Origin of the sequence: Paraburkholderia sp. J12 (genome assembly GCF_905220215.1) — a bacterium.
Classification (GTDB): domain Bacteria; phylum Pseudomonadota; class Gammaproteobacteria; order Burkholderiales; family Burkholderiaceae; genus Paraburkholderia.
The window spans coordinates 58270-80133 of the sequence record NZ_CAJMZC010000018.1; the positions used below are offsets into that span (position 1 = coordinate 58270).

At 56.6% G+C, this 21864-nt stretch carries 23 protein-coding genes and 1 tRNA gene; 15 read left to right on the forward strand and 9 right to left on the reverse strand.

All coding sequences use genetic code 11. The features are described from left to right. The first annotated feature begins 472 nt into the window (after positions 1-472). The 3 genes from U5760_RS27785 (at position 473) to U5760_RS27795 (ending at position 4416) form a co-directional block, all read left to right on the forward strand. Positions 473-2041, forward strand: a complete 1569-nt coding sequence (locus tag U5760_RS27785) for a UbiD family decarboxylase (protein ID WP_322015511.1) — start codon at positions 473-475, stop codon at positions 2039-2041. Positions 2042-2152: 111 nt separating this feature from the next. Further along, complete coding sequence (locus U5760_RS27790; RefSeq protein WP_322015512.1) at positions 2153-3625, forward strand: NAD-dependent succinate-semialdehyde dehydrogenase; 1473 nt, start codon at positions 2153-2155, stop codon at positions 3623-3625. Between the two features lie 122 nt (positions 3626-3747). Beyond that, positions 3748-4416: a LysE family translocator gene (locus U5760_RS27795; RefSeq protein WP_322015513.1), complete on the forward strand. Its 669-nt coding sequence runs from the start codon at positions 3748-3750 to the stop codon at positions 4414-4416. 109 nt (positions 4417-4525) lie between these two features. Here the strand turns inward: U5760_RS27795 and U5760_RS27800 are convergent, their stop codons facing one another. Beyond that, entirely contained in the window at positions 4526-4813 is a 288-nt protein-coding gene (locus tag U5760_RS27800) for a hypothetical protein (protein ID WP_322015514.1), read from the reverse strand. A gap of 379 nt (positions 4814-5192) precedes the next feature. Here U5760_RS27800 and U5760_RS27805 point away from each other — a divergent pair, with 379 nt between their 5' ends. From U5760_RS27805 to U5760_RS27830, 6 genes are all read left to right on the forward strand, one after another. Continuing rightward, a complete protein-coding gene (locus U5760_RS27805; RefSeq protein WP_322015553.1) occupies positions 5193-5513 on the forward strand; it encodes a hypothetical protein in 321 nt (106 codons plus the stop codon). A gap of 505 nt (positions 5514-6018) precedes the next feature. Then, a complete protein-coding gene (locus tag U5760_RS27810) occupies positions 6019-6339 on the forward strand; it encodes an EthD family reductase (RefSeq protein ID WP_322015515.1) in 321 nt (106 codons plus the stop codon). Between the two features lie 75 nt (positions 6340-6414). Continuing rightward, complete coding sequence (locus U5760_RS27815; RefSeq protein ID WP_322015516.1) at positions 6415-6978, forward strand: YggT family protein; 564 nt, start codon at positions 6415-6417, stop codon at positions 6976-6978. Between the two features lie 411 nt (positions 6979-7389). Beyond that, the gene (locus U5760_RS27820; protein ID WP_322015517.1) at positions 7390-7836 is read left to right on the forward strand and encodes a DpnI domain-containing protein; all 447 of its coding nucleotides are present in this window, start codon (positions 7390-7392) and stop codon (positions 7834-7836) included. Positions 7837-8108: 272 nt separating this feature from the next. After that, on the forward strand, positions 8109-8645 hold the full coding sequence (locus U5760_RS27825; RefSeq protein ID WP_322015518.1) for a hypothetical protein: 537 nt from the start codon (positions 8109-8111) through the stop codon (positions 8643-8645). Beyond that, a complete protein-coding gene (locus tag U5760_RS27830; RefSeq protein ID WP_322015519.1) occupies positions 8638-9381 on the forward strand; it encodes a hypothetical protein in 744 nt (247 codons plus the stop codon). The genes U5760_RS27825 and U5760_RS27830 overlap by 8 nt, the downstream gene beginning before the upstream one ends. Position 9382: 1 nt before the next feature. Here U5760_RS27830 and U5760_RS27835 read toward each other — a convergent pair whose 3' ends face one another. Together U5760_RS27835 and U5760_RS27840 are read right to left on the reverse strand one after the other, a co-directional pair. Beyond that, complete coding sequence (locus U5760_RS27835; RefSeq protein WP_322015520.1) at positions 9383-9538, reverse strand: hypothetical protein; 156 nt, start codon at positions 9536-9538, stop codon at positions 9383-9385. Then, on the reverse strand, positions 9535-9849 hold the full coding sequence (locus U5760_RS27840) for a hypothetical protein (protein ID WP_322015521.1): 315 nt from the start codon (positions 9847-9849) through the stop codon (positions 9535-9537). The genes U5760_RS27835 and U5760_RS27840 overlap by 4 nt, the downstream gene beginning before the upstream one ends. A gap of 492 nt (positions 9850-10341) precedes the next feature. On the opposite strand from U5760_RS27840, the gene U5760_RS27845 reads away from it, so the two are divergent. The 4 genes from U5760_RS27845 (at position 10342) to U5760_RS27860 (ending at position 14704) form a co-directional block, all read left to right on the forward strand. Beyond that, on the forward strand, positions 10342-10941 hold the full coding sequence (locus U5760_RS27845; RefSeq protein WP_322015522.1) for a hypothetical protein: 600 nt from the start codon (positions 10342-10344) through the stop codon (positions 10939-10941). A gap of 239 nt (positions 10942-11180) precedes the next feature. Beyond that, on the forward strand, positions 11181-12137 hold the full coding sequence (locus U5760_RS27850; protein WP_322015523.1) for a hypothetical protein: 957 nt from the start codon (positions 11181-11183) through the stop codon (positions 12135-12137). Between the two features lie 977 nt (positions 12138-13114). Continuing rightward, positions 13115-14205 (forward strand): IS3 family transposase gene (locus tag U5760_RS27855; RefSeq protein WP_322015524.1). Its coding sequence is split into 2 segments (ribosomal slippage): positions 13115-13367 and positions 13367-14205, totalling 1092 coding nucleotides; the frame shifts between segments, so codons are not numbered across the junction. 100 nt (positions 14206-14305) lie between these two features. Beyond that, positions 14306-14704 carry a helix-turn-helix transcriptional regulator gene (locus tag U5760_RS27860; RefSeq protein ID WP_322015525.1) on the forward strand — a complete coding sequence of 133 codons (399 nt, stop codon included), beginning with the start codon at positions 14306-14308 and terminating at the stop codon, positions 14702-14704. Between the two features lie 3 nt (positions 14705-14707). Here U5760_RS27860 and U5760_RS27865 read toward each other — a convergent pair whose 3' ends face one another. From U5760_RS27865 to U5760_RS27890, 6 genes are all read right to left on the reverse strand, one after another. After that, positions 14708-14929: a hypothetical protein gene (locus tag U5760_RS27865; protein ID WP_322015527.1), complete on the reverse strand. Its 222-nt coding sequence runs from the start codon at positions 14927-14929 to the stop codon at positions 14708-14710. 159 nt (positions 14930-15088) lie between these two features. Further along, entirely contained in the window at positions 15089-16567 is a 1479-nt protein-coding gene (locus U5760_RS27870) for a TolC family protein (protein ID WP_322015528.1), read from the reverse strand. After that, positions 16564-18735: a peptidase domain-containing ABC transporter gene (locus U5760_RS27875; RefSeq protein ID WP_322015529.1), complete on the reverse strand. Its 2172-nt coding sequence runs from the start codon at positions 18733-18735 to the stop codon at positions 16564-16566. The genes U5760_RS27870 and U5760_RS27875 overlap by 4 nt, the downstream gene beginning before the upstream one ends. A 3-nt stretch (positions 18736-18738) precedes the next feature. After that, positions 18739-20016, reverse strand: a complete 1278-nt coding sequence (locus U5760_RS27880; RefSeq protein ID WP_322015530.1) for an HlyD family secretion protein — start codon at positions 20014-20016, stop codon at positions 18739-18741. A 100-nt stretch (positions 20017-20116) separates the two neighbouring features. Further along, entirely contained in the window at positions 20117-20701 is a 585-nt protein-coding gene (locus U5760_RS27885; protein WP_322015531.1) for a hypothetical protein, read from the reverse strand. An 18-nt stretch (positions 20702-20719) separates the two neighbouring features. Further along, positions 20720-20917, reverse strand: coding sequence for a hypothetical protein (locus tag U5760_RS27890; protein ID WP_322015532.1), 198 nt, complete (start codon positions 20915-20917; stop codon positions 20720-20722). 432 nt (positions 20918-21349) lie between these two features. Here U5760_RS27890 and U5760_RS27895 point away from each other — a divergent pair. After that, positions 21350-21424, forward strand: a tRNA-Gly gene (locus U5760_RS27895). Between the two features lie 216 nt (positions 21425-21640). Continuing rightward, positions 21641-21850 (forward strand): hypothetical protein, encoded by a 210-nt coding sequence (locus U5760_RS27900; protein ID WP_322015533.1) that lies wholly within the window; start codon positions 21641-21643, stop codon positions 21848-21850. Positions 21851-21864: the final 14 nt, after the last annotated feature.

A 21864-nucleotide genomic window follows, 5' to 3' on the forward strand; every position in this document is an offset into this window, starting at 1 on the left:
GAACTCCTCCGGTACTGATCGAAGCACGCCGAGGCGGCGCGGGAGTTCTCACGCAAAAAGCCAGCGCACAGGCGCGCTGGCAAGGACAACCAATCTAGACCGTGAAAAGCCGTGCAGGGAGTCGGCTAAACGGCGACGCGTTGCGTCTGAAGGACCGGGACGATGGCTAAAATTTGCAAGCCCTGCAACCAGTGTGGACGGATTCTAGCAGCGTTTTATAGATCGTCAATACTATGGATTGTCAAAGTTATAACTAATTGTAATGATGAACAGCGTTCAGTCCGAGGAGAGCCACGCACCATGCGCGTTTCCGGCCTGCTGACCTCGTCTTGCCTCCCATTACGCATTGTGTCCGGCAGCGTGTGTCTGCCAACACAGGTAAAATCGACAATCGAATCCGCCGTCTGCGCCCACCCTCGCGAAGGCCGCGGCGCCCGCAGCCGCCGCCCGGTGCGGCACCATCCCGCTCCCGATGAAATATAAAGATCTGCGCGACTTCGTGGCTCGCCTGGAAACCCTCGGCGAACTGCGCCGGGTCCCGCAAGCCGTCTCCCCGGTGCTCGAAATGACCGAACTGTGCGACCGCGTGCTGCGCGCCGGCGGCCCCGCACTGCTCTTCGAGAACCGTTCGGCCCATGCGTTCCCGGTGCTCGGCAACCTGTTCGGCACGCCGCGCCGCGTCGCGCTCGGCATGGGCCTCGACACGCCCGAGAGCGCCGGCGACGGCGTCGCCCTGGAGTCGCTGCGCGACGTCGGGCGCCTCCTCTCGGCGCTCAAGGAACCCGAGCCGCCGCGCGGCCTGAAGGACGCCGGCAAACTGCTCACGCTCGCCAAGGCCGTCTGGGACATGGCGCCAAAGACCGTCAGCGCGCCGCCCTGCCAGGAAATCGTCTGGGAGGGGCAGGACGTGGATCTCGCGAAGCTGCCCATCCAGACCTGCTGGCCCGGCGACGCCGGCCCGCTGATCACCTGGGGCCTCACCGTCACGCGCGGGCCAAACAAGCCGCGCCAGAACCTCGGGATCTACCGCCAGCAGCTGATCGGCCGCAACCAGCTCATCATGCGCTGGCTCGCCCATCGCGGCGGCGCGCTCGACTTCCGCGAATTCGCCCTGCGCCATCCCGGCGAGCCCTATCCGGTGGCCGTCGTGCTGGGCGCGGATCCCGCGACCATCCTCGGCGCCGTGACGCCGGTGCCCGACACGCTCTCGGAATACCAGTTCGCCGGGCTCCTGCGCGGCGGCCGCACCGAGCTCGCGAAGTGCCTCACGCCCGGCGTCGACACGCTGCAGGTCCCCGCGCGTGCAGAGATAGTACTGGAAGGCTTCATCTACCCGCAGAAAGGCGAGCCGGAACCGGCGCCCGCGGGCGCGCCGCCGCGGCCCGCGAAAGGCGCGAGCGCCAGCTACGAGCATGCGCTCGAAGGTCCCTACGGCGACCACACCGGCTATTACAACGAACAGGAGTGGTTCCCGGTCTTCACGGTCGAGCGCATCACGATGCGCCGCGACGCGATCTATCACTCCACCTACACCGGCAAACCTCCCGACGAACCTGCTGTGCTCGGCGTGGCGCTCAACGAAGTGTTCGTGCCGCTGTTGCAGAAGCAGTTTCCCGAAATCACCGACTTCTATCTGCCGCCCGAGGGCTGCAGCTATCGCATGGCGATCGTGCAGATGAAGAAGAGCTACCCCGGGCATGCCAAACGCGTGATGTTCGGCGTCTGGAGCTTCCTGCGCCAGTTCATGTATACAAAGTTCATCGTCGTGGTGGACGATGATGTGAACATTCGCGACTGGAAGGAAGTGATCTGGGCGATCACGACGCGCATCGACCCCGCGCGCGACACCGTGCTCGTGGAGAACACGCCCATCGACTATCTGGATTTCGCCTCGCCCGTCGCGGGGCTCGGATCGAAAATGGGGCTCGACGCGACCAACAAGTGGCCCGGCGAAACCACGCGCGAATGGGGCCGCGCGATCGAGATGGACCCCGCCGTGAAGTCGCGCATCGACACGCTGTACGACGAACTCGGGCTCTGAGGCGCGGCGCCTCCGGTGCCCGCTCCGGCCGGATCGCGCGCGCCTCGCGCCGCCCGACTGGAGAGCGGTGCGGCCATCGCCGCGCCGCTCACGCACTCAGGAGACACGAAGATGATTCTGTCCGCAACGGAGCGCCTGACCCAGCTTAAAGACCCCGCTCTCTTCAAGACCCGCGCCTGGATCGACGGCGAATGGAGCGGCGGCACCGCGGACTTCGCCGTCCTCGACCCCGCCGACAACACCGAAATCGCCCGCGTCCCGGATTTCGGCGCCGACGAAGCCCAGCGCGCGATCGCGGCGGCCCACGCCGCCCTGCCCGCCTGGCGCGCGCTGACCGGCAAGGCGCGCGCGGCGATCCTGCGCCGCTGGTTCGAACTCGTGACCGAGCACGCCGACGATCTCGCCGCCATCATGACCGCCGAGCAGGGCAAGCCGCTTGCCGAAGCGCGCGGCGAGGTCGCATACGGCGCATCGTTTCTGGAATGGTTTGCCGAAGAGGCGAAGCGGGTCAACGGCGATGTTCTTGCGAGTCCTGCGGCAGACAGAAAATTAGTCGTCCTGAAACAGCCGATCGGTGTCTGCGCATCGATCACGCCGTGGAATTTCCCCATCGCGATGATCACCCGCAAGGTCGCACCCGCAATCGCCGCGGGCTGCACGATCGTCGTGAAACCCGCCGAGCAGACGCCGCTCTGCGCGCTGGCGCTGGCCGAACTCGCGCAGCGCGCGGGCGTGCCGCGCGGCGTGTTCAACGTCGTGACGGCCGATGCGGCGAATTCGATCGCGATCGGCAAAGTGCTCTGCGAAAGCGACATCGTGCGGCATCTCTCGTTCACGGGATCGACGCCGGTGGGACGCATCCTCATGCAGCAGTGCGGGCCCACCGTAAAGAAGATCGCGCTCGAACTGGGCGGCCACGCGCCGTTCATCGCCTTCGACGATGCCGATCTCGATGCGGCAGTAGAAGGCGCGATGATCTCGAAGTACCGCAACGCGGGACAAACCTGCGTCTGCACCAACCGCTTCTATGTGCACGACGCGATCTACGATGCGTTCGTCGGGAAACTCGCGGCAGCCTCGCGGGCAATCCGTGTCGGCAATGGCTTCGAGGCCGGCATTACCCAGGGCCCGCTGATCGACGACGCCGCGGTCGAAAAGGTCGCTCAACACATTGCCGACGCCACGGCGAAGGGCGCCACGCTCGTCACCGGAGGCGGCATGGGCGAAGGCCGCTTCGTCGAGCCGACCGTGCTCGCGAACGTCACGCGCGACATGCTGATCGCGCATGAGGAAACGTTCGGTCCGGTGGCCGCCGTGTTCCGCTTTCGCGACGAAGCGGAAGTGATCCATCTCGCCAACGACACGGAATTCGGCCTGGCCGCCTACTTCTACAGCCGCGACATCGGCCGCGTGTGGCGCGTGGCCGAAGCGCTCGAGTACGGCATGGTGGGCATCAACACCGGGCTCATCTCGAACGAAGTCGCGCCGTTCGGCGGCGTGAAACAGTCGGGACTCGGGCGCGAGGGCTCGAAGTACGGCATCGACGAATATGTCGAGCTCAAATACCTGTGTATTGGCGTCTGATTATTGAGACCTTACACTCGCGACAGGAAGCGCGCGGACGGCGCCGCGCCGCTCGCGCCATATGGACACCTATACGGACACGCCAGTCCAAACAATAAAGTTCAAACAAGAAATTCGCTTCAATGCCTCATTTCTCACTGCTCTCAGACGGCTTCTTTCTCTCGCTTTCGCTCTGCCTCGATATCGGCCTCGTTAACGTCGCGATCATCTCGCTCACGCTGTCGCACGGCTTCAAGCCGGGTTTCTGGCTGGGCCTCGGGTCCTGTTTCGGCGATCTCACCTACGCGGCCCTCGCACTCGCGGGCATGGCGGCGCTGCTGCAATTCGAGCCGGTGCGCTGGGTGGTCTGGATCGGCGGGTCGGCCATTCTGCTGATGCTCACCTTCAAGATGGCGCGCGAAGCGCTCAATCCGGCGGCGGCACCGCCCGTGGAAGGCGAGGCGGATCCGGCCTCGCCCACGCTGTCGCCGTGGCGCGGCTTCCTGCGCGGCGTGCTGCTCGCACTCTCTTCGCCGAGTGCGATCCTGTGGTTCGCTGCGGTAGGCGGCGCGCTGATCGCGAAGTCGGGGGCGACGAGTGCCGGGGCCGCAGCGCTCTTCCTCACCGGCTTCTTCCTTGGCGGACTCGGCTGGACGCTCTTCCTCTGCAGCCTCGCGAGCCACGGCCGCAAGCGCGCCGGCACGACGCTGCTGCGCGCGTGCCACGTCCTTTCCGCCCTGCTCTTTGCGTACTTCTCCTATAGCGTGATCGTGCACGGCTACCACGATCTGATCGATCAGCACGCGTCCTGATCGACCTTACGCTTATTCGGTGACGCAAAACGAAAACGGCGCAACGCGGCTTGAACCCGCGTTGCGCCGTAGCGCGTGAAATCGGCAAGGCGGCGGCTGCCGCCCGCGATCAACGGCGATAGTACCCGTGGTAGTAGCCGTGGTAATACGGGTGATGCCAGTAGTACGGATGGCCCCAGTAGCCGCCCACCACGACGGCCGGCGGCGGTGCATAGACGACCGGCGGCGGAGCATAGACCACGGGCGGAGGCGGCGCATAAACCGGAGCAGCGTACACCGGATACGCGGGCGCAACCGGAATGCCGATACCGATGCCCACCGAAACGTGCGCCTCGGCTGCGCTGACCAGCCCCAAACCCAGCGCAGCGGCAACGATAAACGAAACGGTCTTTTTCACTTCTCTTCTCCTGACAGCCAACAACGGCGCCAACTTCAAACGAATTCAATCTATTAGACAGACGGCCACAACCCACGATCCCAATGTATCGAAAATAGAGCGCTCAAGACGTGGCCATTTGTTGCAAATTGCAATCCCGTTTCGCCCGGAGAAGGCGTGCAAAATCGCCGGTGCGGATGCCCCTTATCCGTAGAACCCCGCAGATACGCCGTTCCCGGGCGTGAATCGTCAGACCAGGCGACGTAAAGTCATTCTTACCGTCCGGCAAACGCGTCTCGGCGAATGGCGCGGTAAAGTTTGATTACAAATTGGCTGAATCGGCTACGCCTGCCCGCGCGCCAGGAACCCCCGGCGGCGCGTAAACGACGATGCCCGGTCCATGACCGGGCATCCCGATGACTTGCCGATTGGCTTGCCGGTCGCGCTCGCCAGCGAGCGCGTGCCGCTATCCGACCTTCACATAGGTGAACTCTCGCGTGATGCTGGGCGGCACGTAGGCGCCACTGATCTGAACCCTGGGCTTCAGGCGCTTCTTCTGATCCCACCAGCGGCGCCGCTGGATGGGCGTGAGAAACCGCAGATGCTTTCGGTAAGCGAAGATGCTCATGGTGAACTCCCGAATCGGACTGCCGACAAGAAACAGCGCACGCAGCTGCAACTAAAAACCGAAACCATTAAGACCATTGTGCGCAAAATCTGAAGCAGTGACCGCGGTGTTGCGAGATAGCCGCAATCCCACCTTATATGTCTCTTGACCTGTCGGTCGCGACGGTTCCGGCCGTCGTGCGGGTAGCGCGGTCGTGCGCGATGCGGCGCCTTTTACCCGGCGCCAGCTATCCGGCACGGACAGGCACGGACATCGCGGCTCCGGCACCTCCGGTCGGGCGAGCCGCCCTGATTCTTTGTAACCGCCGGCACGCCCGGCATCGGTACGATATCCAACATAGCCCGTGTGCACGCGGAAAACCCTCACGTGGCCGGGACGTGGCCGCGACCGGTCCGCCTTCCCGCCGGCACGGCAACACGCGGTAAACCACGGCGGTGAAACCACTTTACCCGTTTGGGGAGAAACCTGCCGCGTACCCAGCCAGGGCAGCCAGGCCACAGTGCACAGCACCCCTAAAAGGCGTGGTAATGTGGCAGCGGCACACGCACCGCCCGGACCATGCGGCGCGCGTCCTGGGATCCACCGACGAGAACGCACAATGATCAAGGTCAGCATCCTCTATCCGTATCGCGAAAACGGGCGCTTCGACAGCGAGTACTACGCCACGCGACACATGCCGCTCGCCGCGCGCCTGTTCGGCGACACGCTGCGGGGCTGGTCGGTCGATATCGGCATCAACGCGGGGCCGCCGGGCACGCCGCCGCCGTATGTCGCTGCGGGGCACTTTCTGTTCGACACGCCGGAAGCGTTCTATGACGCGTTCCAGCCCCACGCCCAGACGCTGCTCGACGACATTTCCAACTACACCGACGGCGGAAATGGCACGATTCTGATCAGCGAGATCAAAGTATCGGTCTGAGCGTCAACGCCCCGACCGCCTTGCGACCCGGCCACCGTCCGCGCCGGCGCCAACCACACGAAGGAAAAGACACCGATGTTCGGCGATATCGCCCGTTTTCTGCTTAGTACGATCTTCACGCTATTCGGCGCCGCGTTGCTGTTGCGCGCCTGGATGCAATACGTCCGGGTGCCGGCGTACAACCCCGTGTCGCACGCCGTGCAGCAGGTCACCAACTGGCTCGTGCTGCCCTTGCGGCGAGTGATTCCCGGCGTGCGCGGCATCGACTGGGCAAGCGTGATCGCGGCGCTGATCGCAGCGCTCCTCTACGTGCTGCTGATGGTCTGGCTCGCCGGCGTCGATCCGCTCGGCCTGCTGCCCACGCTCCTGATCGTCGCCCTGCTCACGCTCATCAAGTGGGCGCTCAACCTCATCATCTGGCTCACGATCCTGATGGCGCTGCTTTCGTGGCTCAATCCGGGCTCGCCGGCCATGCCGGTGCTGTTCCAGCTGACCGCGCCGTTCCTCAACCCGCTGCGGCGCATCGTGCCGCAGCTGGGCGGCCTCGATCTGTCGCCGATCCTGCTGTTCGTCATCGTGCAGGTGCTGCTGATGGTGGTCACGCGCGCGGCTGTGTCGCTCACGCTGTTCGGGATTTGATGGCTGTGCGCAGCGGCTGGCGGGGACTTGCAGAGAACTACCGCCTGCAAGTCCTCGGGTTAGCCGCCGCGCTCGATTGCGCAACTGGGCGAAAACCGCGTAAAATAGCGCGCTCTGCGGGCGTCGTATAATGGCCATTACCCCAGCTTCCCAAGCCCCAGCGCGTTAAGCAACACCACTATCCACGCGCGTTCTCACGTCGGGTTTTCGCCCGAGTTCGCTAAGCCCCACAGTTCATGCGGGGCTCACCGCGATGCCAGTTTTCACCCCACTTGCGTTACCCAAAAGCTGCAGATCTAGCTCGCAGTAAAATGCGACCCTTACGAGGCCATGGGTGTTACTTATGCGCAACAGAACCACCATGCAAGCCGCATATCGCCCTCCAGTACAACTACAACTTTTGAGTGATCGATGGCAACAGCAAAGCAACAGCTCGGCTCATGGGGAGAGCAGTTGGTTGTCAAGAAGTGCAATTGCCCCAAGTGCAAGAGAAGCAAAACATTCAAGCGGCTACCAACCAATTTCAAGTGCGCAGACCTCATCTGCGACTTTTGCGGGTTCCTCGCACAAGTCAAGACCATGTCGGCGCCAAATGTTGCACCGCTACCTAAGCAGGTGTTAGGTGCTGCCTGGGGACCGCAAAAAGAGCGCATGGATGCGGCAATTTACTTTGCCCTCTTTCTTGTTCTCAAGACCGCCGATGCTCACGCAATCTACTATCTGCCAACAGACTTTCAAAACCCAGCGCTCTTTGCCGCTCGCAAGCCCCTGTCTGAGAACGCACGCCGCAAAGGCTGGCAAGGCTTCATGTATGTCCTAAGCGCAGTTCCTGAGGGAGCGCTCGTTCGTCTACTTTGACTGTCGATCACAATTCCCTTTCCCGCCCCCCTGGCTCCCTCTCCGCGAAGCCTACAACCTTTTGGAGGCTGCGCGCACGATGCATCGTTTTTTTGCTGCATCGCAACGAACAAACGTTTACATACCGCCCCCGCGCCATCCGAAATAGCGACTTGAATAGCTAGTCGACATAACGCCTGGGCCGCCTACGGCATTCGGAGCAACATGAGCTGTTTGACACTCAAGACGCTACGAATAAAATGCAGCGATACCATTCGTCCGGGGACTTTGTCATGAGCGAAGAAGCAGCAAAGGAATTCAGCGCGATCAAAACGGTACATGACGCGCTGGAGCCGTTGGACGAAGAAGCGAGAACCCGCGTATTAGCCTACATCACGAGCCTGCTAGGTATTGATGCGAAGGTAACGAGCAAAAGCAACGCAGCACCCGCAGACTCGGAGCCCGGCAACGAGGCAGCGGCGGAAAAGGCCGCCGACGAAGCAGCCAAAGATGCGCCGACATTCTCTACGTTCGCGGAGCTCTACGCTGCCGCTGGCCCAAAAAACAACGGCGAAAGGGCGCTAGTCGTTGGCTACTGGTTACAGGTATGCCAAGGGGCGGAGAACTTCACAGCCGCCTCGGCTAACAAAGAACTGACTCATCTTGGACACAAGGTCGCGAACATCACCGACGCAATAGACTCGATGAAGAACCAAAAACCGATGCTGATCCTTCAGCTCAAGAAGAGCGGGAACAGTCGCCAAGCTCGTAAACTCTATAAGGTGAGCCACGAGGGAGTTAAGCGCGTTGAGGTGATGATCAGTGGATGAGATACGACTCGTAGCCGCGCTGTCGAGCCTCCTCGGTACGACGCTCGCCACTGACCTAACCGCCGATCTTATCAAGGTTAGGCGGGATTGTGCGACGAGGACGCTTGAGAGGGCTGCGCCGGGGAAGTTTGTCGAGACATTCGTGCAGTGCCTTCAGCACATCGATACCGGGACTTACGACGCCAAGCCAAGTGTGGACGACTATCTCGGCAAGAAGGTCGAGAATACCTCGCTTCCCGAGGGATTGCGGGTATGTGCAGCGCGGGTCGCGCGTGCTATGTACACCTTCCGAAACAAGCGAAACATCGCCCACAAGAACGACGTCGATACGAACACGCACGACTTAGCATTCGCCCATCAAGGTGCGGCCTGGATAACGGCCGAGCTTCTACGGAACGCAACAGGCATATCAATGCAGGAGGCCGGCGCATTGATCGAACTCGTGCAAGCGCCTGTGGGGACGCTCATCGAAGAAATAGACGGCACGAGACTAGTCCATGCGGACGTCCCCGTCCGAACGGAATTGCTGTTCCTTCTGCATAGCCACTATCCTAACGCCGTTGCCGTAGATGCGGTGCTGAAAAGTTTGAGTCGCCGGAGCGCTGGCACTGTTCGCAATCGTCTGAGAGACCTACATGCAGAAAAACTTGCACACGGCGACGCGAAATCGGGCTATCGGCTTACGCAAGCGGGCCACGCGGCGGCAGTCGCAGAGTTAAAAAAACTGTCCGTTTAGCTCAATATCCTGCCATTTCACGCTTGGCATACGACCTTTTTTTCATTGCCGCATCGACGATGCTATGGAAGCAGTGACTACCGTCTTCAATACGAGAAAAAACGAAAGGCTCCAGCAGGAGCCTTTCATCGAACGCCACATTCAGCACGAATTTCACTTCTTACCCATCGGCTCGTGCTTGTCTTTGATGAGCTGGTAGTACGTGCTTGCACCGGCCTTCGTGAGCTTCACCTCCGAGACGAACTTCTCGATAATGTCCTTCCGGGTCACGTCCTTGACGGTCCGCATCCGCTTGTAGATCTCCGTCGCCAATTCCATCTTCGTCGGCGTAGCCAGTTCCACCTTCGTTGCGGGATCGCTCTCCGTCGAACTCGGCGCTGATCCGACCGCGCCCTGCTTTTGGTCAGCGCCAACCGGTTTGCCCACCTTCTCGTCTTTGCTCGCCACACCCTGCTTCTGATCGACCATCTTCGCACTCCATTCGTTGAACGTGCGCCCAGGGTCCAGCAAACTGCCATTCAGGGCAACGGCAAGCGAGCAATCGCGACCGTCACGACGGCGACCACAGCGAATTTCGACAAGCAACAGTGACAGTTTTCACGTCACCCTCCCCCACCTTTCCCCTATCCCCTTGATTCGCCGGAGATTTCCGAACTAGATCATCAGCTTATTAGGATTCTGCCGTAGGCACCTCGCGCACCTATTCGACATAGCGTCCATCGCCGCCTCGATCAAATGGCATCGGAGCGGGCCGCAAGACTTCCCATCATGAGCTCTTGTGGTAGAAATCATCCATTGATATATTTGATGACAGGTAGTCCAGACTACCTGCCGCCCGCACAGGCAAAACCGCTCCTAGAGAGCAACGGTTTCTGGGTTCTTGAGTTGACATCCTTTAATGTGGCCATTCCGGCTAGAGCGGGCTATTGGAAGATGGCCGCGTATACGAAAGGACACGTCATGAACTCATCAGATCTTCGGCATATCGAAGCCGAGAATTTCATTTCCCGATACGAAGCGAAATACAAAAGGGAAGCGAAGAAGTTTGAAGAGCGGCTTGGTATTAAGCACATGCAAGCGCTCGACGCTGCGGCCAAGAAGCTTGGCATGGAGCGGCATCACTATTTTCTCGAACGCATCAAGGGACTGAAAAGCAGAGCGCGGCACTTCGCCATTCAAGAAGAGCGTATTCGCTGTGCGATGATGGTTCAACCCGCGAAGAATCGCCATTACTATTGGTTCCATGCGGCGCTAGGTCTTGACGATGATGGCGATCTTATGACGCGATCGGTCGCATGCTGCAAAACCACATGGCTCGGCTTTGTCGGCGAGGACACCACGAAAGAGATCCGCAAAGGAGCGCTGGTCAATCCAGATCGCGTCCGAGACAGGCTCAAAGACAAACCGCACTCGCTATATGTGATCGATGATATCGGCGACCTTTCGCTTTGGATCATGGTGTGGGGCGGATTCGCGCTGGTGCCGGAAGATCTTGTGGCTGAGAGCGACTTTCTCACCGACCTGATTGCTCCTCAAGAATATCCACCCAATTCCCCTTGATGACCTGATAGCCAACTGCTTCAGAAACCGAGGCAGAGTAGGTCCCATGCACGCCGATGAGCTGGACCCTGCAAGCCTCGAAAATTCATCGATGGTAAGCGCTCATGCGTTTTTTCAGGCAAACTTACTCCTACTGGCTATATAGACAGCTTTATGCAAATTGAATAATTTAGAAGCTGGTTACTCTTATTAAAATAGAGTCAAGCACCCAAAATAATTCATTTCAGACCAAAAAATCCATGAGCTCGGAAAAAGAATCCGTCGGCTTTGTAAAGTACGAAGGTAAGCGGTTGGAATCAGGGGCGTTCGATGCACGCAAGTCTGCCAATGCACTGATTGGCTTTGACGAAGCAATTCGCCATTTCATTCTTGCGCAGGCACCGGATCTGAGAGATACCGAATTCGAGGTTCCAGTTCGGATTGAAAAAGGATCATGGATAGCCTTAATCCCAACCGACATCTCAACATTGTTCAAGTTGGGTCTTGGTATCGCTGCTACCGCATATGTTACTAACGCGGCCAAGAAGATGGCCGAAAAGGATTTTGATAGTATAGGCTTCAAGGACATTTTCAAAACATCCCTAGAGGCCCTCAAATGGGTAGTGCGAATTGGAAAGCATTTAGGTAGCCTAGATAAGAAGCAGTTTGAAAGCGTCAAATTCAGCGAAAACAATGAGCTTGTTGGGATTCAGAATGAATCCGGTGATTATCTTTTCTTGCCCGTTAAATATCTGAAACTCTATGCAAATTGCAGCCCGAAAATATTGGAAAGACTGGCGGCAAACGTCGACTCCGAAACGACCCTATCAATCGGCGTAGTAGAGGAAGGTGAAGTAGATCAGGAGAGCATCACCGAAGATGAAAAATCGATTTTCTTCGATGAAGAAGAAGAACAATCAGACGAACTTCTCTTTCCAGAACTTGTTCACGGAGCTTCTGTTGTCCTGACCGGAGAAGTCACCCGAGAGAACAAGACATCACAATCGATGGGATTCAAATATCAAGGGCATATTCTTACAGCCTATCCCGAAACGCGAAACATTATTCCCTTTAAGCCGATGCTGTTCGAAACATGCCGCCTCGTGGGAATAGTTGACAGACTCGACGAGAAAGGTCGAATCGGCGCAAAGAGACCAAAGTTAATCTTTAGTGGTCTTGAACCGGTCTCTGGGCCAAACAGGGATCTATTTGACTGACTGGACCAAGCGAATCAGGGTGAGCGGGCAGTGACATTGAACACGACGCGACCAGCATGAAGATACGGGCAAGCAACAGTGACAGTTTTCACGTCACTCTCCCGCACCGCCCCCCTATCCTATTGATGCAGCGTGAATTTTCGAGGCACATCATCAGCTTAACTAGCTTCTGCCGCAGGAACACCCGCGGCCGTTCGGGTGTTATGTACTCGCCGCAACGCGCACTTCTCATTGTCACCCCGTCACCGTCTCGAATAACCGTTCAGTCCCGCAGCATCAAGGACAGCATAAAAAGAGGCCGTTAGCACTGTCACTTAGATCGAAAATCGGCCAGTCGATATAAACTATCGACGTATTCGATAAATTATGTTGACGTGCTATGGCCTACAAAGACGAGATCATTCGACTTCTCACGCAATCAGAGATAACCGACGGGCTTTACTATCAATTTTCGACAGTGCTCACACCTGGTGTTGGGGTACAGTGGTCAATCGATTCGCATTGGTGCGGATATACAGACGATAGGCCACACAGAGAGATCAGGGAAGGATCGCTCCTTCATGGCGACGCACAGAGAGACTGGTTGAGAAGAGCAGGGCGTCCTGCTCTTCTCATAAATGATGAATCGGATCTGCGCTATTTTTATTTATTTGGTGGACATGCACTAATATTAAAAGAGGTCGCACAACGGCGGTTCGCTCGCTATATCGAGCCGCGCGTTTGCCTTCGCGATTCCAGTGGCACCGGCTACATCTCAGCTAATGGCCTTTCGAATACCCAACTGCAACATGCACCAACAAAGAAGTTGCGCATGGAGGTGCTCACACGCGATGGCCGTCGCTGCCTCATTTGCGGGCGCTCACCAGCCTATTACGTCGATGTCGAGTTGCATGTGCATCATGCGGTACCTTCGACGTCTCCCCACCCTTGAGTAGCGCGACGCTTTAGAGTCCAATCACGTAGTCAGGAGGTTGGGCATGAAGAAACGATTCACCGAAGAGCAGATCATTGGTTTCCTGCGCGAGGTGGAGGCTGGCTTGCCAGTCAAGGAGCTCTGCCGTCAGCATGGCTTTTCCGAAGCGAGCTACTACCTGTGGCGTAGCAAGTTCGGCGGAATGAGCGTGTCCGACGCAAAACGGCTGAAGGAACTGGAAGCCGAAAACAACCGACTGAAGAAGCTGCTCGCTGAATCGATGCTGGAGAACGAGGTGACGCGCGAGGCGCTGCGAAAAAAGTGGTGAGCGCACCGTCACGCCGGGACTTGGTGCGCCATATGACTCACGGCGGCTTGAGCGAGAGACGCGCACTGCGGGTGATTGGCATGAGCGCGAGCGCTTATCGTTATCAGCCGGCGCCGGATCGCAATCATGCACTGCGAGAGCAGATCGTCGCGCTGGCGCAGCGGCACCGTCGCTATGGCTCGGGCATGATCGTGAACCACAAGCGCGTAGAGCGGTTGTACGCGCAAGAGAAACTGCAAGTGCGTCGCCGCAAGCGCAAGAAGGTGCCCGTTGCGCAACGTCAGCCACTGGGCAGGCCGTCGGCGGCCAACCAGGTATGGTCGATGGATTTTGTATTTGACCGGACGGCCGAAGGCCGTGTGATCAAGAGCTTGACCGTGGTCGACGACGCCACGCACGAAGCGGTGGCCATTGTGCCGGAGCGGGCAATTGGCGGAAATTTACTGACACGCATTCTTGATCGCGTTGCATTGCTTCGCGGCTTGCCAAAGGCCATTCGGACCGACAATGGCAAGGAGTTCTGTGGTCGGGCGATGTTGACCTGGGCACATCGGCGAGGTGTGAAGCTGTTTCTGATTGAGCCCGGCAAGCCGAATCAGAATGCCTACATCGAATCGTTCAACGGTCGATTCCGCGACGAATGCCTCAACGAGCACTGGTTCACGAGTCTGTCTCATGCCAAGGTGCTGATCGAGGCATGGCGACGAGAGTACAACGAGGAGCAGCCGAAGAAATCGCTGGGCGGGCTGACGCCTGCAAACTACGCTCGCCAGTTGATTGCGAACGCAGCTAAATTAACCCCGGGCTCCAAAGCCGAGTGCTACTGAAACCGGGGGGACGTCGGTGACGCAAAAAACACCCAAATAGGAATATACATTCCATTTGGGGTATTCATCAAGTTTGGCATAGAGACCACCATTCTGTCCTATGCCTACTCGCTCATATCAGTCCACCAACGATGCTCAGGACGCGGTGCTCGCGATCCGAGTGGGCGAATCCATTGCCGAGCTGCGACGAGCGAAGGGTTTAACCCAAGCGCAACTCGCGGAGATGATTGATCTTGAACAAGAAGCGGTCAGTCGGTGGGAACGCGGAACCCGTGTCCCAACGCTGCATCGCCTTCAACAACTGAGCGACGCGCTGGAATGCTCGGTAGATCAGCTATTGCAGCGGGGATCGAAACGTCCCAATGACCAGATGGCGAATATTGCAGATGCCCTGAACGGGCTGGATACCGACGAACGCATGCTCGTCGTGAATTTTGTGCAGCAGTTCACCGATATGCTCAGGTCGCGGCATTCGACCAAGGGTCAGCGGCGCAAATAGCTATCACTGGTCGTCGGCGTACATCACCCACGCCGACTCAACCAACGCCGCAGCAACTTCGCAGGACTCGTATCCCGGCACGTCTTCGAGAAACATCATCAGCTTGTCGGCAAACTCCGTCCGTGGGAGGTTGCCTCCAAAGACTTCGCGGATCGCCTCTGCCAGTTCGCGAATCTGTTCGATGGTCAGCGGCGGGAAATCGTCGTGGTGTTGAGTGTCGTCCATGCGACGACTATCCCGTCACCCCCGCGACTGCACAACGGCGGATAGCCGCTGGCACAATTTACTTGCCTCAATAGAGTTACCATTTGAGAATAGTGTGAATAATCACGATTGGAGGCGGTAGCAGGCCAGACAGCATCTGCTCCGGAGAATTGAGCGCTTTTAATTGCTCTTATCGCGCACAGTATCCAGTCGAAGCTGCCCGAGGCTCGCCCCAAGCCGTAAGCATGCGGTTCGATAGCGAGTTAGTGCTAATACACGTTGCTGATCCGCACTCGCTAAGTTGCTTTGTGCGTTCAGCAATTCTAGCAAACTACCGACCCCGGCTTTATAGCGGCCATATGCCACGTCGTAAGACTCGCGGGCACTTTTCGACAGTGAAGCGGTCGCATTGAGGCTACTCATTTGCGTTTTCAAATCGTTAAAACTGGTCCAGGTCTCCAGGGCGACTTGTTGTTCGATGTTGCTCAATTCGGCTTCTTTCTCCTCAAGCTCTGCGCGTGCCTCGTGAATTTTGTATTCCCGCGAAAAACCTTCAAAAAGCGGAATAGAGATCTGTATCCCAATGGTTCGCGTGCCAACAATTTCCTCAGACGAGACTTCTTGAATCGGTGTATTGCTACGGTCGTCCGTGGCAAATAGCGATATGGTTGGACGTCCTTGAGCCTTTATCGCGTCAATTTGGGCTTGTGCCGCTTTGACTTGAGCCTCGGCAGAGAGAACCTTGGGATGGGCCGCTACTGCTTCATCAATTAACTGGTTAACTGCCGCGTTCATGAAGCTAGGGTCGTCTTTTCCTCCAAACGCAGAACTAACCGTGACAGGTGTTTCAGGTGGTATCCCCATATCGATTGCTAAATTGCCGATTGCGGTCTTCAAATCGCCCTCAGCCTGGACGCGTTTAAGGGTGGCCTGGTCCAGCGCGGTTTGAGCGGCGAGTTTATCAGCCAAGGTTCCCACGCCCAGCTTGTATTTCTCGTTCGCAACGTCAAAACTTTGCTGCCCATAGTGCTCCGCATCCAGGGTCGAGACGGTAAGGCCTTGTGCTGCCTGAACCGCATAATAATGCTGTGCCGTGGTAAAGAATACAGCCTGTAGAACTGCATCTTGGTTGGCGCTGGCGGCATTGAGGAGTTGCCTCGCCTGTTCTAGATTGGCGGAACGGAGACCAAAATCGTAAAGTACCCAGTTAAGACTGCCGTTGACATCGCTACTCCGCGTGCTCAACGTTGAGTCGAATTCCGGAAGCCCGGGATAACTAGTGGATTTTTCGACAGGACCGTAACTCCCGCTCACAGTGAGGGTCGGCAGATAAGCTGCCTGCTTTTCGCCTATCGTGGCGGCTTGTAGCTTGACATTGGCCCACGCTTCTCGCGTTTGCGGGTTATGACACAGTGCATGTTCGACGGCATCGGATAGTGCGAGCATTGGTTGCAGCGGAGTAGCCAGATCACATGGGTCTGGTGCCGCCACTAGATCTTTAGCCGGAGATGACGGAATCGAACCCAACGCGCTCAATGGATCGTTCAGCGAAACGCCCGACGCGAGGCCTGGGTGGGCGAACACAAATGCCGCGATTATAGACAATATGCGAGGCGTCGCTTTAAATCGTCCACCATAATGCATTACGGAAAGCCTCATGCAGCAGAGGCCTCCGCTGCAGACTGCGGGCGGGAATTTTCTTCAGATGGGAAAATCGAAGATACCGGCACATCCTGAACGACTACGCCACCGTTGATCACAATGACACGATCGGCCGTGCGTATTGTTTCTGGACGATGGGCAACAATCACGCGAGTGATGTTCAATTCCCTGATCGCGGTATTTACTCTATATTCGCGTTCTACATCGAGATGACTGGTCGCCTCGTCTAGAAAGAGGATCTGTGGGTGCTTATACAAAGCGCGCGCCAGTAAAACTCGTTGCTTTTGTCCACCAGACAAGACCGTGCCCATGTCGCCGACCAATGTGTTGTAACGCATCGGCATGGCGTTAATATCTTCATCGATTGCAGCCAAACGCGCACACTCCTCGATACGTTTCTGTTCAGGTTGAGCATCGAAGAAGCAGATATTGTCAGCGATGGATCCGGCAAAAAGTACGTCGTCTTGCAGTACCGTGCCCACAGCTTGACGCAGAACGTCGAACCCGACTTGGGTAACGTCCCGACCGCCGAAGCGAACCTTGCCTTCTGTTGGTGGGTAGAGTCCCAACATAATATTCATAAGTGTTGTTTTACCCGAGCCGGAAGGGCCGACGATCGCAATCGACTCACCGGCCTGTACCTTGAAGCTCACGCCGTTCAACACATAAGGTTCATTTTCAGAATAGCGAAAACGTAGATTTTCTATGGCGAGCGACGGGTTCAAATGGGCGGTTTCCTCGCTAAACACCGCCGTATGGGAAATTTCGACATCCTGCAACGCGATATCGGCCAGGCGCTCGCCTTGCAGCCGCATCATTCTCAGGTCGATCAGTTTGTCGATCAGCGAACTCACACGTGTATCAAATTGACTCTTGTAGGCATTAAATGCAATTAGAACCCCGACGGTGAAATTGCCGTCGAGTACTAGTTTTGCACCTAACCAAATCACCAGAATATTTTCGATGCCGAATAGCAACCCGTTGAGCGACTGATATAACAGGCTTAGCTTCTGAGTACGTAGATCGGCGTTTATCTGCTCGACTAGACGGGTGAGCCAAGTCGAACGTCGCTCGTCCTCCCGACCAAAGAGTTTGATTGTCTTGACGCCACGGACCGTTTCGAGGAATTGACTTTGCTGTTTCGCCGCATGGATTATCTGCTCTTCCGTAGCATTACGTAGAGGTTGGAACCACGCCCAGCGTCCAATGGCATAAAGCGTCATCGCTCCCACACCGATCCATGCCAATAGCGGGCTGTAAAGAAACATCATGCCCAACGTAACGATAGACATCATGCCGTCGAGCACGCCTTCGACAAACGAAGTCGTCAGAGTTCGCTGAATGACGTCGATAGACCCGAAACGCGATGCTACGTCACCAAGATGCCGTTTTTCGAAATAGGCGATCGGCAAGCGCAACAGATGAGAAAAGACATTGGCGCGCCATTGGAGGTTAATCGAGGTACTCACGACCATCAGTATCCAACTGCGTGCCAAGGTAATCACACGTTGGACCAGCATCAAAAGCCCGAACCCAAGCGCAAGTGTCGTCAATAGGTCACGGTCAGCGGAGACTAAAACGTTGTCAACTACCCATTGCAAGAAGAAAGGACTGACGAGCGCGATGATTTCCAACCCAATCGCCAGAGAAAGAATTTGTGCAGACGCCCGGAAAAGTCCGGTGACGCGCCCGACGAGTACACCGAGCTTTACCGTTTGTCGCTGGTCCACCCTTTTGAATTCGGGGCTCGGCCAACATTCGAGCGCCACGCCCGTAAACGATTTAGATACCTCCGCCATCGGCAACTTTCGGATACCGCGTGCGGGATCATAAATCGTGATCGCCCGAGGGCCAACTTCTTGTAGAACGACGAAATGGTTGAGGTCCCAATGCAAGATGCAAGGCAATTTCAACTGATTCAGATGACCGAGTTCGAGCTTGAGCGGTCGCGTGACCAATTTCAAGTCTCCGGCGATGCGGATTAAGTGCGCTAAAGTTGCACCCTTCAAGGAGATGGGAAAACGGCGCCGTAGAGTCGGCAAGTCGATGCGGTACCCATAGTAGCTCGCCACCATGCCTAGGCATGTGAGGCCACATTCTGTTGCCTCTGTTTGCAACAGAAGCGGCAACTTGGGGCCAAAGCCAAAGGAAAGATTTTCTATCATCAACTATAACTTTCCGGAAAGACTATACAACGGCTCAAGTACCCATTCGTAAAGACGGCGTTTCTCTTGCAGGATATCCGCATCGATTAGCATGCCGGCCTGCAAAGGCTGCTGCGCGCCGTAGGCGCGAATGGTTTGCGCCGGCAGTCTGACGATAATGCGATAACGCGGCTCGCGGTCGCTCATGCCTGCGAGCGACATACCAACTTCGGAAATTTCCTCCGGCGTCAAGGCGGTTCGCGAGACCGACTCCACGATGCCTGTTTGGTGGCCAAATTTCTGATAGGGGTAAGCTTGGAAACGGAGCAAGACGTTTTGTCCCGGTCTCACAAATCCGATCGCGCGACTCGGAGCATACAGCTCGGCTCTAAGGACAGCATCCTTGGGGACGATACTCAATAGTGGGCGACTGTTATCTACCGTTTGCCCGACATCGACCAAAACTGCGCTAGGTGTACCCGAGATAGGTGCGGTAATGACGACGCGGCGCTTGGACTCGCTGTCCGTAAGTTGCGCCTGCACAGAAGCGAGGTTTCGATCCAACTCGGACAACTCATTGTCACTCTTCATACCCAAGCTCTTGAGTGCAATTTGCTGATCGGAGAGTTCGCTGCGTGTGCTGATCTGATTCCGCTCAAGATCTTGAAGGCGTTGCTTTTGATCAAGCAAATCCTCGGTTTTTTGCTGAAGTTGTTCTTTCGAAATGTAATCTTTTGCCAGCAAAACTTGATACCGCGCAAGCATGTCTTCAGCCAAGTTGACTCTATCGCTTTGTAGCGAAATTGCCTGTGCAAGCGCACCCATTTCGCCTTGAAGGTCTGAAATTTTCTTGGCAATGCCAACCCGCTGCTCGGATTCAAGCAACCGCGTTTCGCCTATTTCATGATCGAGGCTGTTTTTTTGTAATTCGATTTGGGCGCTAATCGCTGCTTGTGTGGCGCCAAGTTCACTGCTATCCCGATCGCTCGATAGGACGTATAGGACATCCCCCGCTCTTACTGGCGCGCCTTCCGTTACGTGTTTTGTTATGACCTCGCCGTTTTGGGGCGCATAAATTTTGATCAGACCGGCGTCGGGAACGAGTTGACCAGAAACGGCGCTGCGAGCCGTATAAGAACCCCAGAATAGCAATGCGGCAATTGCGCTAGATATGAGCAGCGATATCCAGGCAATGAACGGGAATGATATTGGCCGGACAAGAACGATTTCCCCCAACGCGTGAGATTTATCATTGAAAACAACCTCACCTCTAAAAAGATCGCGCCGCGAGATATTTTGCACAATATTTCTTATATCGATTTAATTTTAATTCTACAGAAACTTTCTAGAATACCCCATCTGCGCCCGCCGAGACGCCTGCGATCCAACTAAAGGAGTGCCCTTATCCTTCGGATTTCCACATTACAACGCGAAAAATTCTTCTGACCAAAAATAGGGCAATGACGCAGCTGAGCCCCCCTACCTGCATCATCACAAGCATATCTCCGGAAAATACCCTTTCTCCACTCATCACACCCAGCCTCCAAAAAAAAGCCAACCCAAAAAGAGACGGTAAAAGTCCAAGTAGAAAATTAAGGTAAGCAAGGAAAGATAATTTCTTATTTATTTTTACCAATCCCAGCCGCGCTCTCTCCAACTCATTTAAACGCAGACCCCCATTGCCCCTCACCCATAAGAAAAATCCAACCTCCGCCAGCGCAAACATTGCGGAAATTGCAGAAACCACTCTAAGAGCGGAGTCTTGATAACGATCACTCAGGATTAAATATTCATTCCCGAATAGACCATCAACCAGAAAAATAGATGATAAAACAAGAAAAATTAAAACAAAAAATATAACCGGAAGGCACCAGGAGAGAGTTTTAAACTGCCTCCCAGTGAGTTTAAAAACATAAGCCACTTTCTTTCCGATGGGGTCAAGGCTCAAGGAAAAATAATTCACGTTTCCATCATAAAAAAATGCCATAACCCCACCTAATTTTCTTTAGAAGAATGAAAGCGTCATAAGGCCACCACCTTCCGCCGCGAGTGCTGCGCCCCCAATCGCAATCGGAATTCCCAATCCAGAGGCCACCAAAGCACCGCCGGCAATAGCCCCAAGCAAGCCAGTATAAAACATCCCTGCATGTACCGCATCCCCGCCACCGACTTGATTAATTTCGTCGACCGTAAGCTCTTTCATTGCTTGATCTCCTATTCCTAGTGGTAGATTCGCCGTTTTTCACTCGGCCCACAGAACATAGCACCCTAAATTTTTTTTCGCAACGATATTCATCAGACAATTATTTCAACACCCAACCATTTACATTACAAATTAACTGCAACAACCGTTTAATACGAACACACTCCCGCGGGGAGTTGATATATATTTTCTTCTGTGCGCTGGTCCAACAACCTACAATCTTTTGCACGCCAATCATCGCAATCCTTGAGCCAATCCTTATCTCAAAAAATATCCTGACAGACATGAATGGCCTACGAGTAAAGTCCCTCCCGCCATAATTCGATCACCCCACTGCCACCGCTCTACGATCGAACCATGCCAGTTTCGCTGCCAGCCTCCAAACCACGCCCCTCCCCAAACCCCCAAATTCCCTGTAGAATCATCGGCTCTGCGGGCGTCGTATAATGGCTATTACCCCAGCTTCCCAAGCTGGAGACGTGGGTTCGATTCCCATCGCCCGCTCCACACCGGCTCACCAGCCTTGCATGGCCACGCAGCAGCTGGCCTCGCGCAGTCTCCCCGGGTTGTCCTGAATCCCTTCCGTCGTACGTTCACACACGTTCGAAGTCCGGCTCGTCATGGATCATCCCGGTGTTCGCCGCGGCTGGCGCGCCCTGATCCCGATGCAACCCGGCTCGTTTCTCGCAATGCGCGAGACCGTCAACGATGGAACGATTTTTCATGTCCCGCCGCAGCGCGATCGCGCTGATCGTGGGCACCCGCAAGAAGCTGCTCGCCGACGCCAACGAACGTCTCCCCGCAGATGCCCAGCCGCTCCACGACACCGCGCAGCAACTGGAACGCCTGCTGCTGGACGTGCGGGCCTGCCGCATCGACACCTTCGAACTCACGCGGCCGGCGCCCACCCAGGTGACGATCTCGGCCGACTGAGCCTGCGGGCGGCC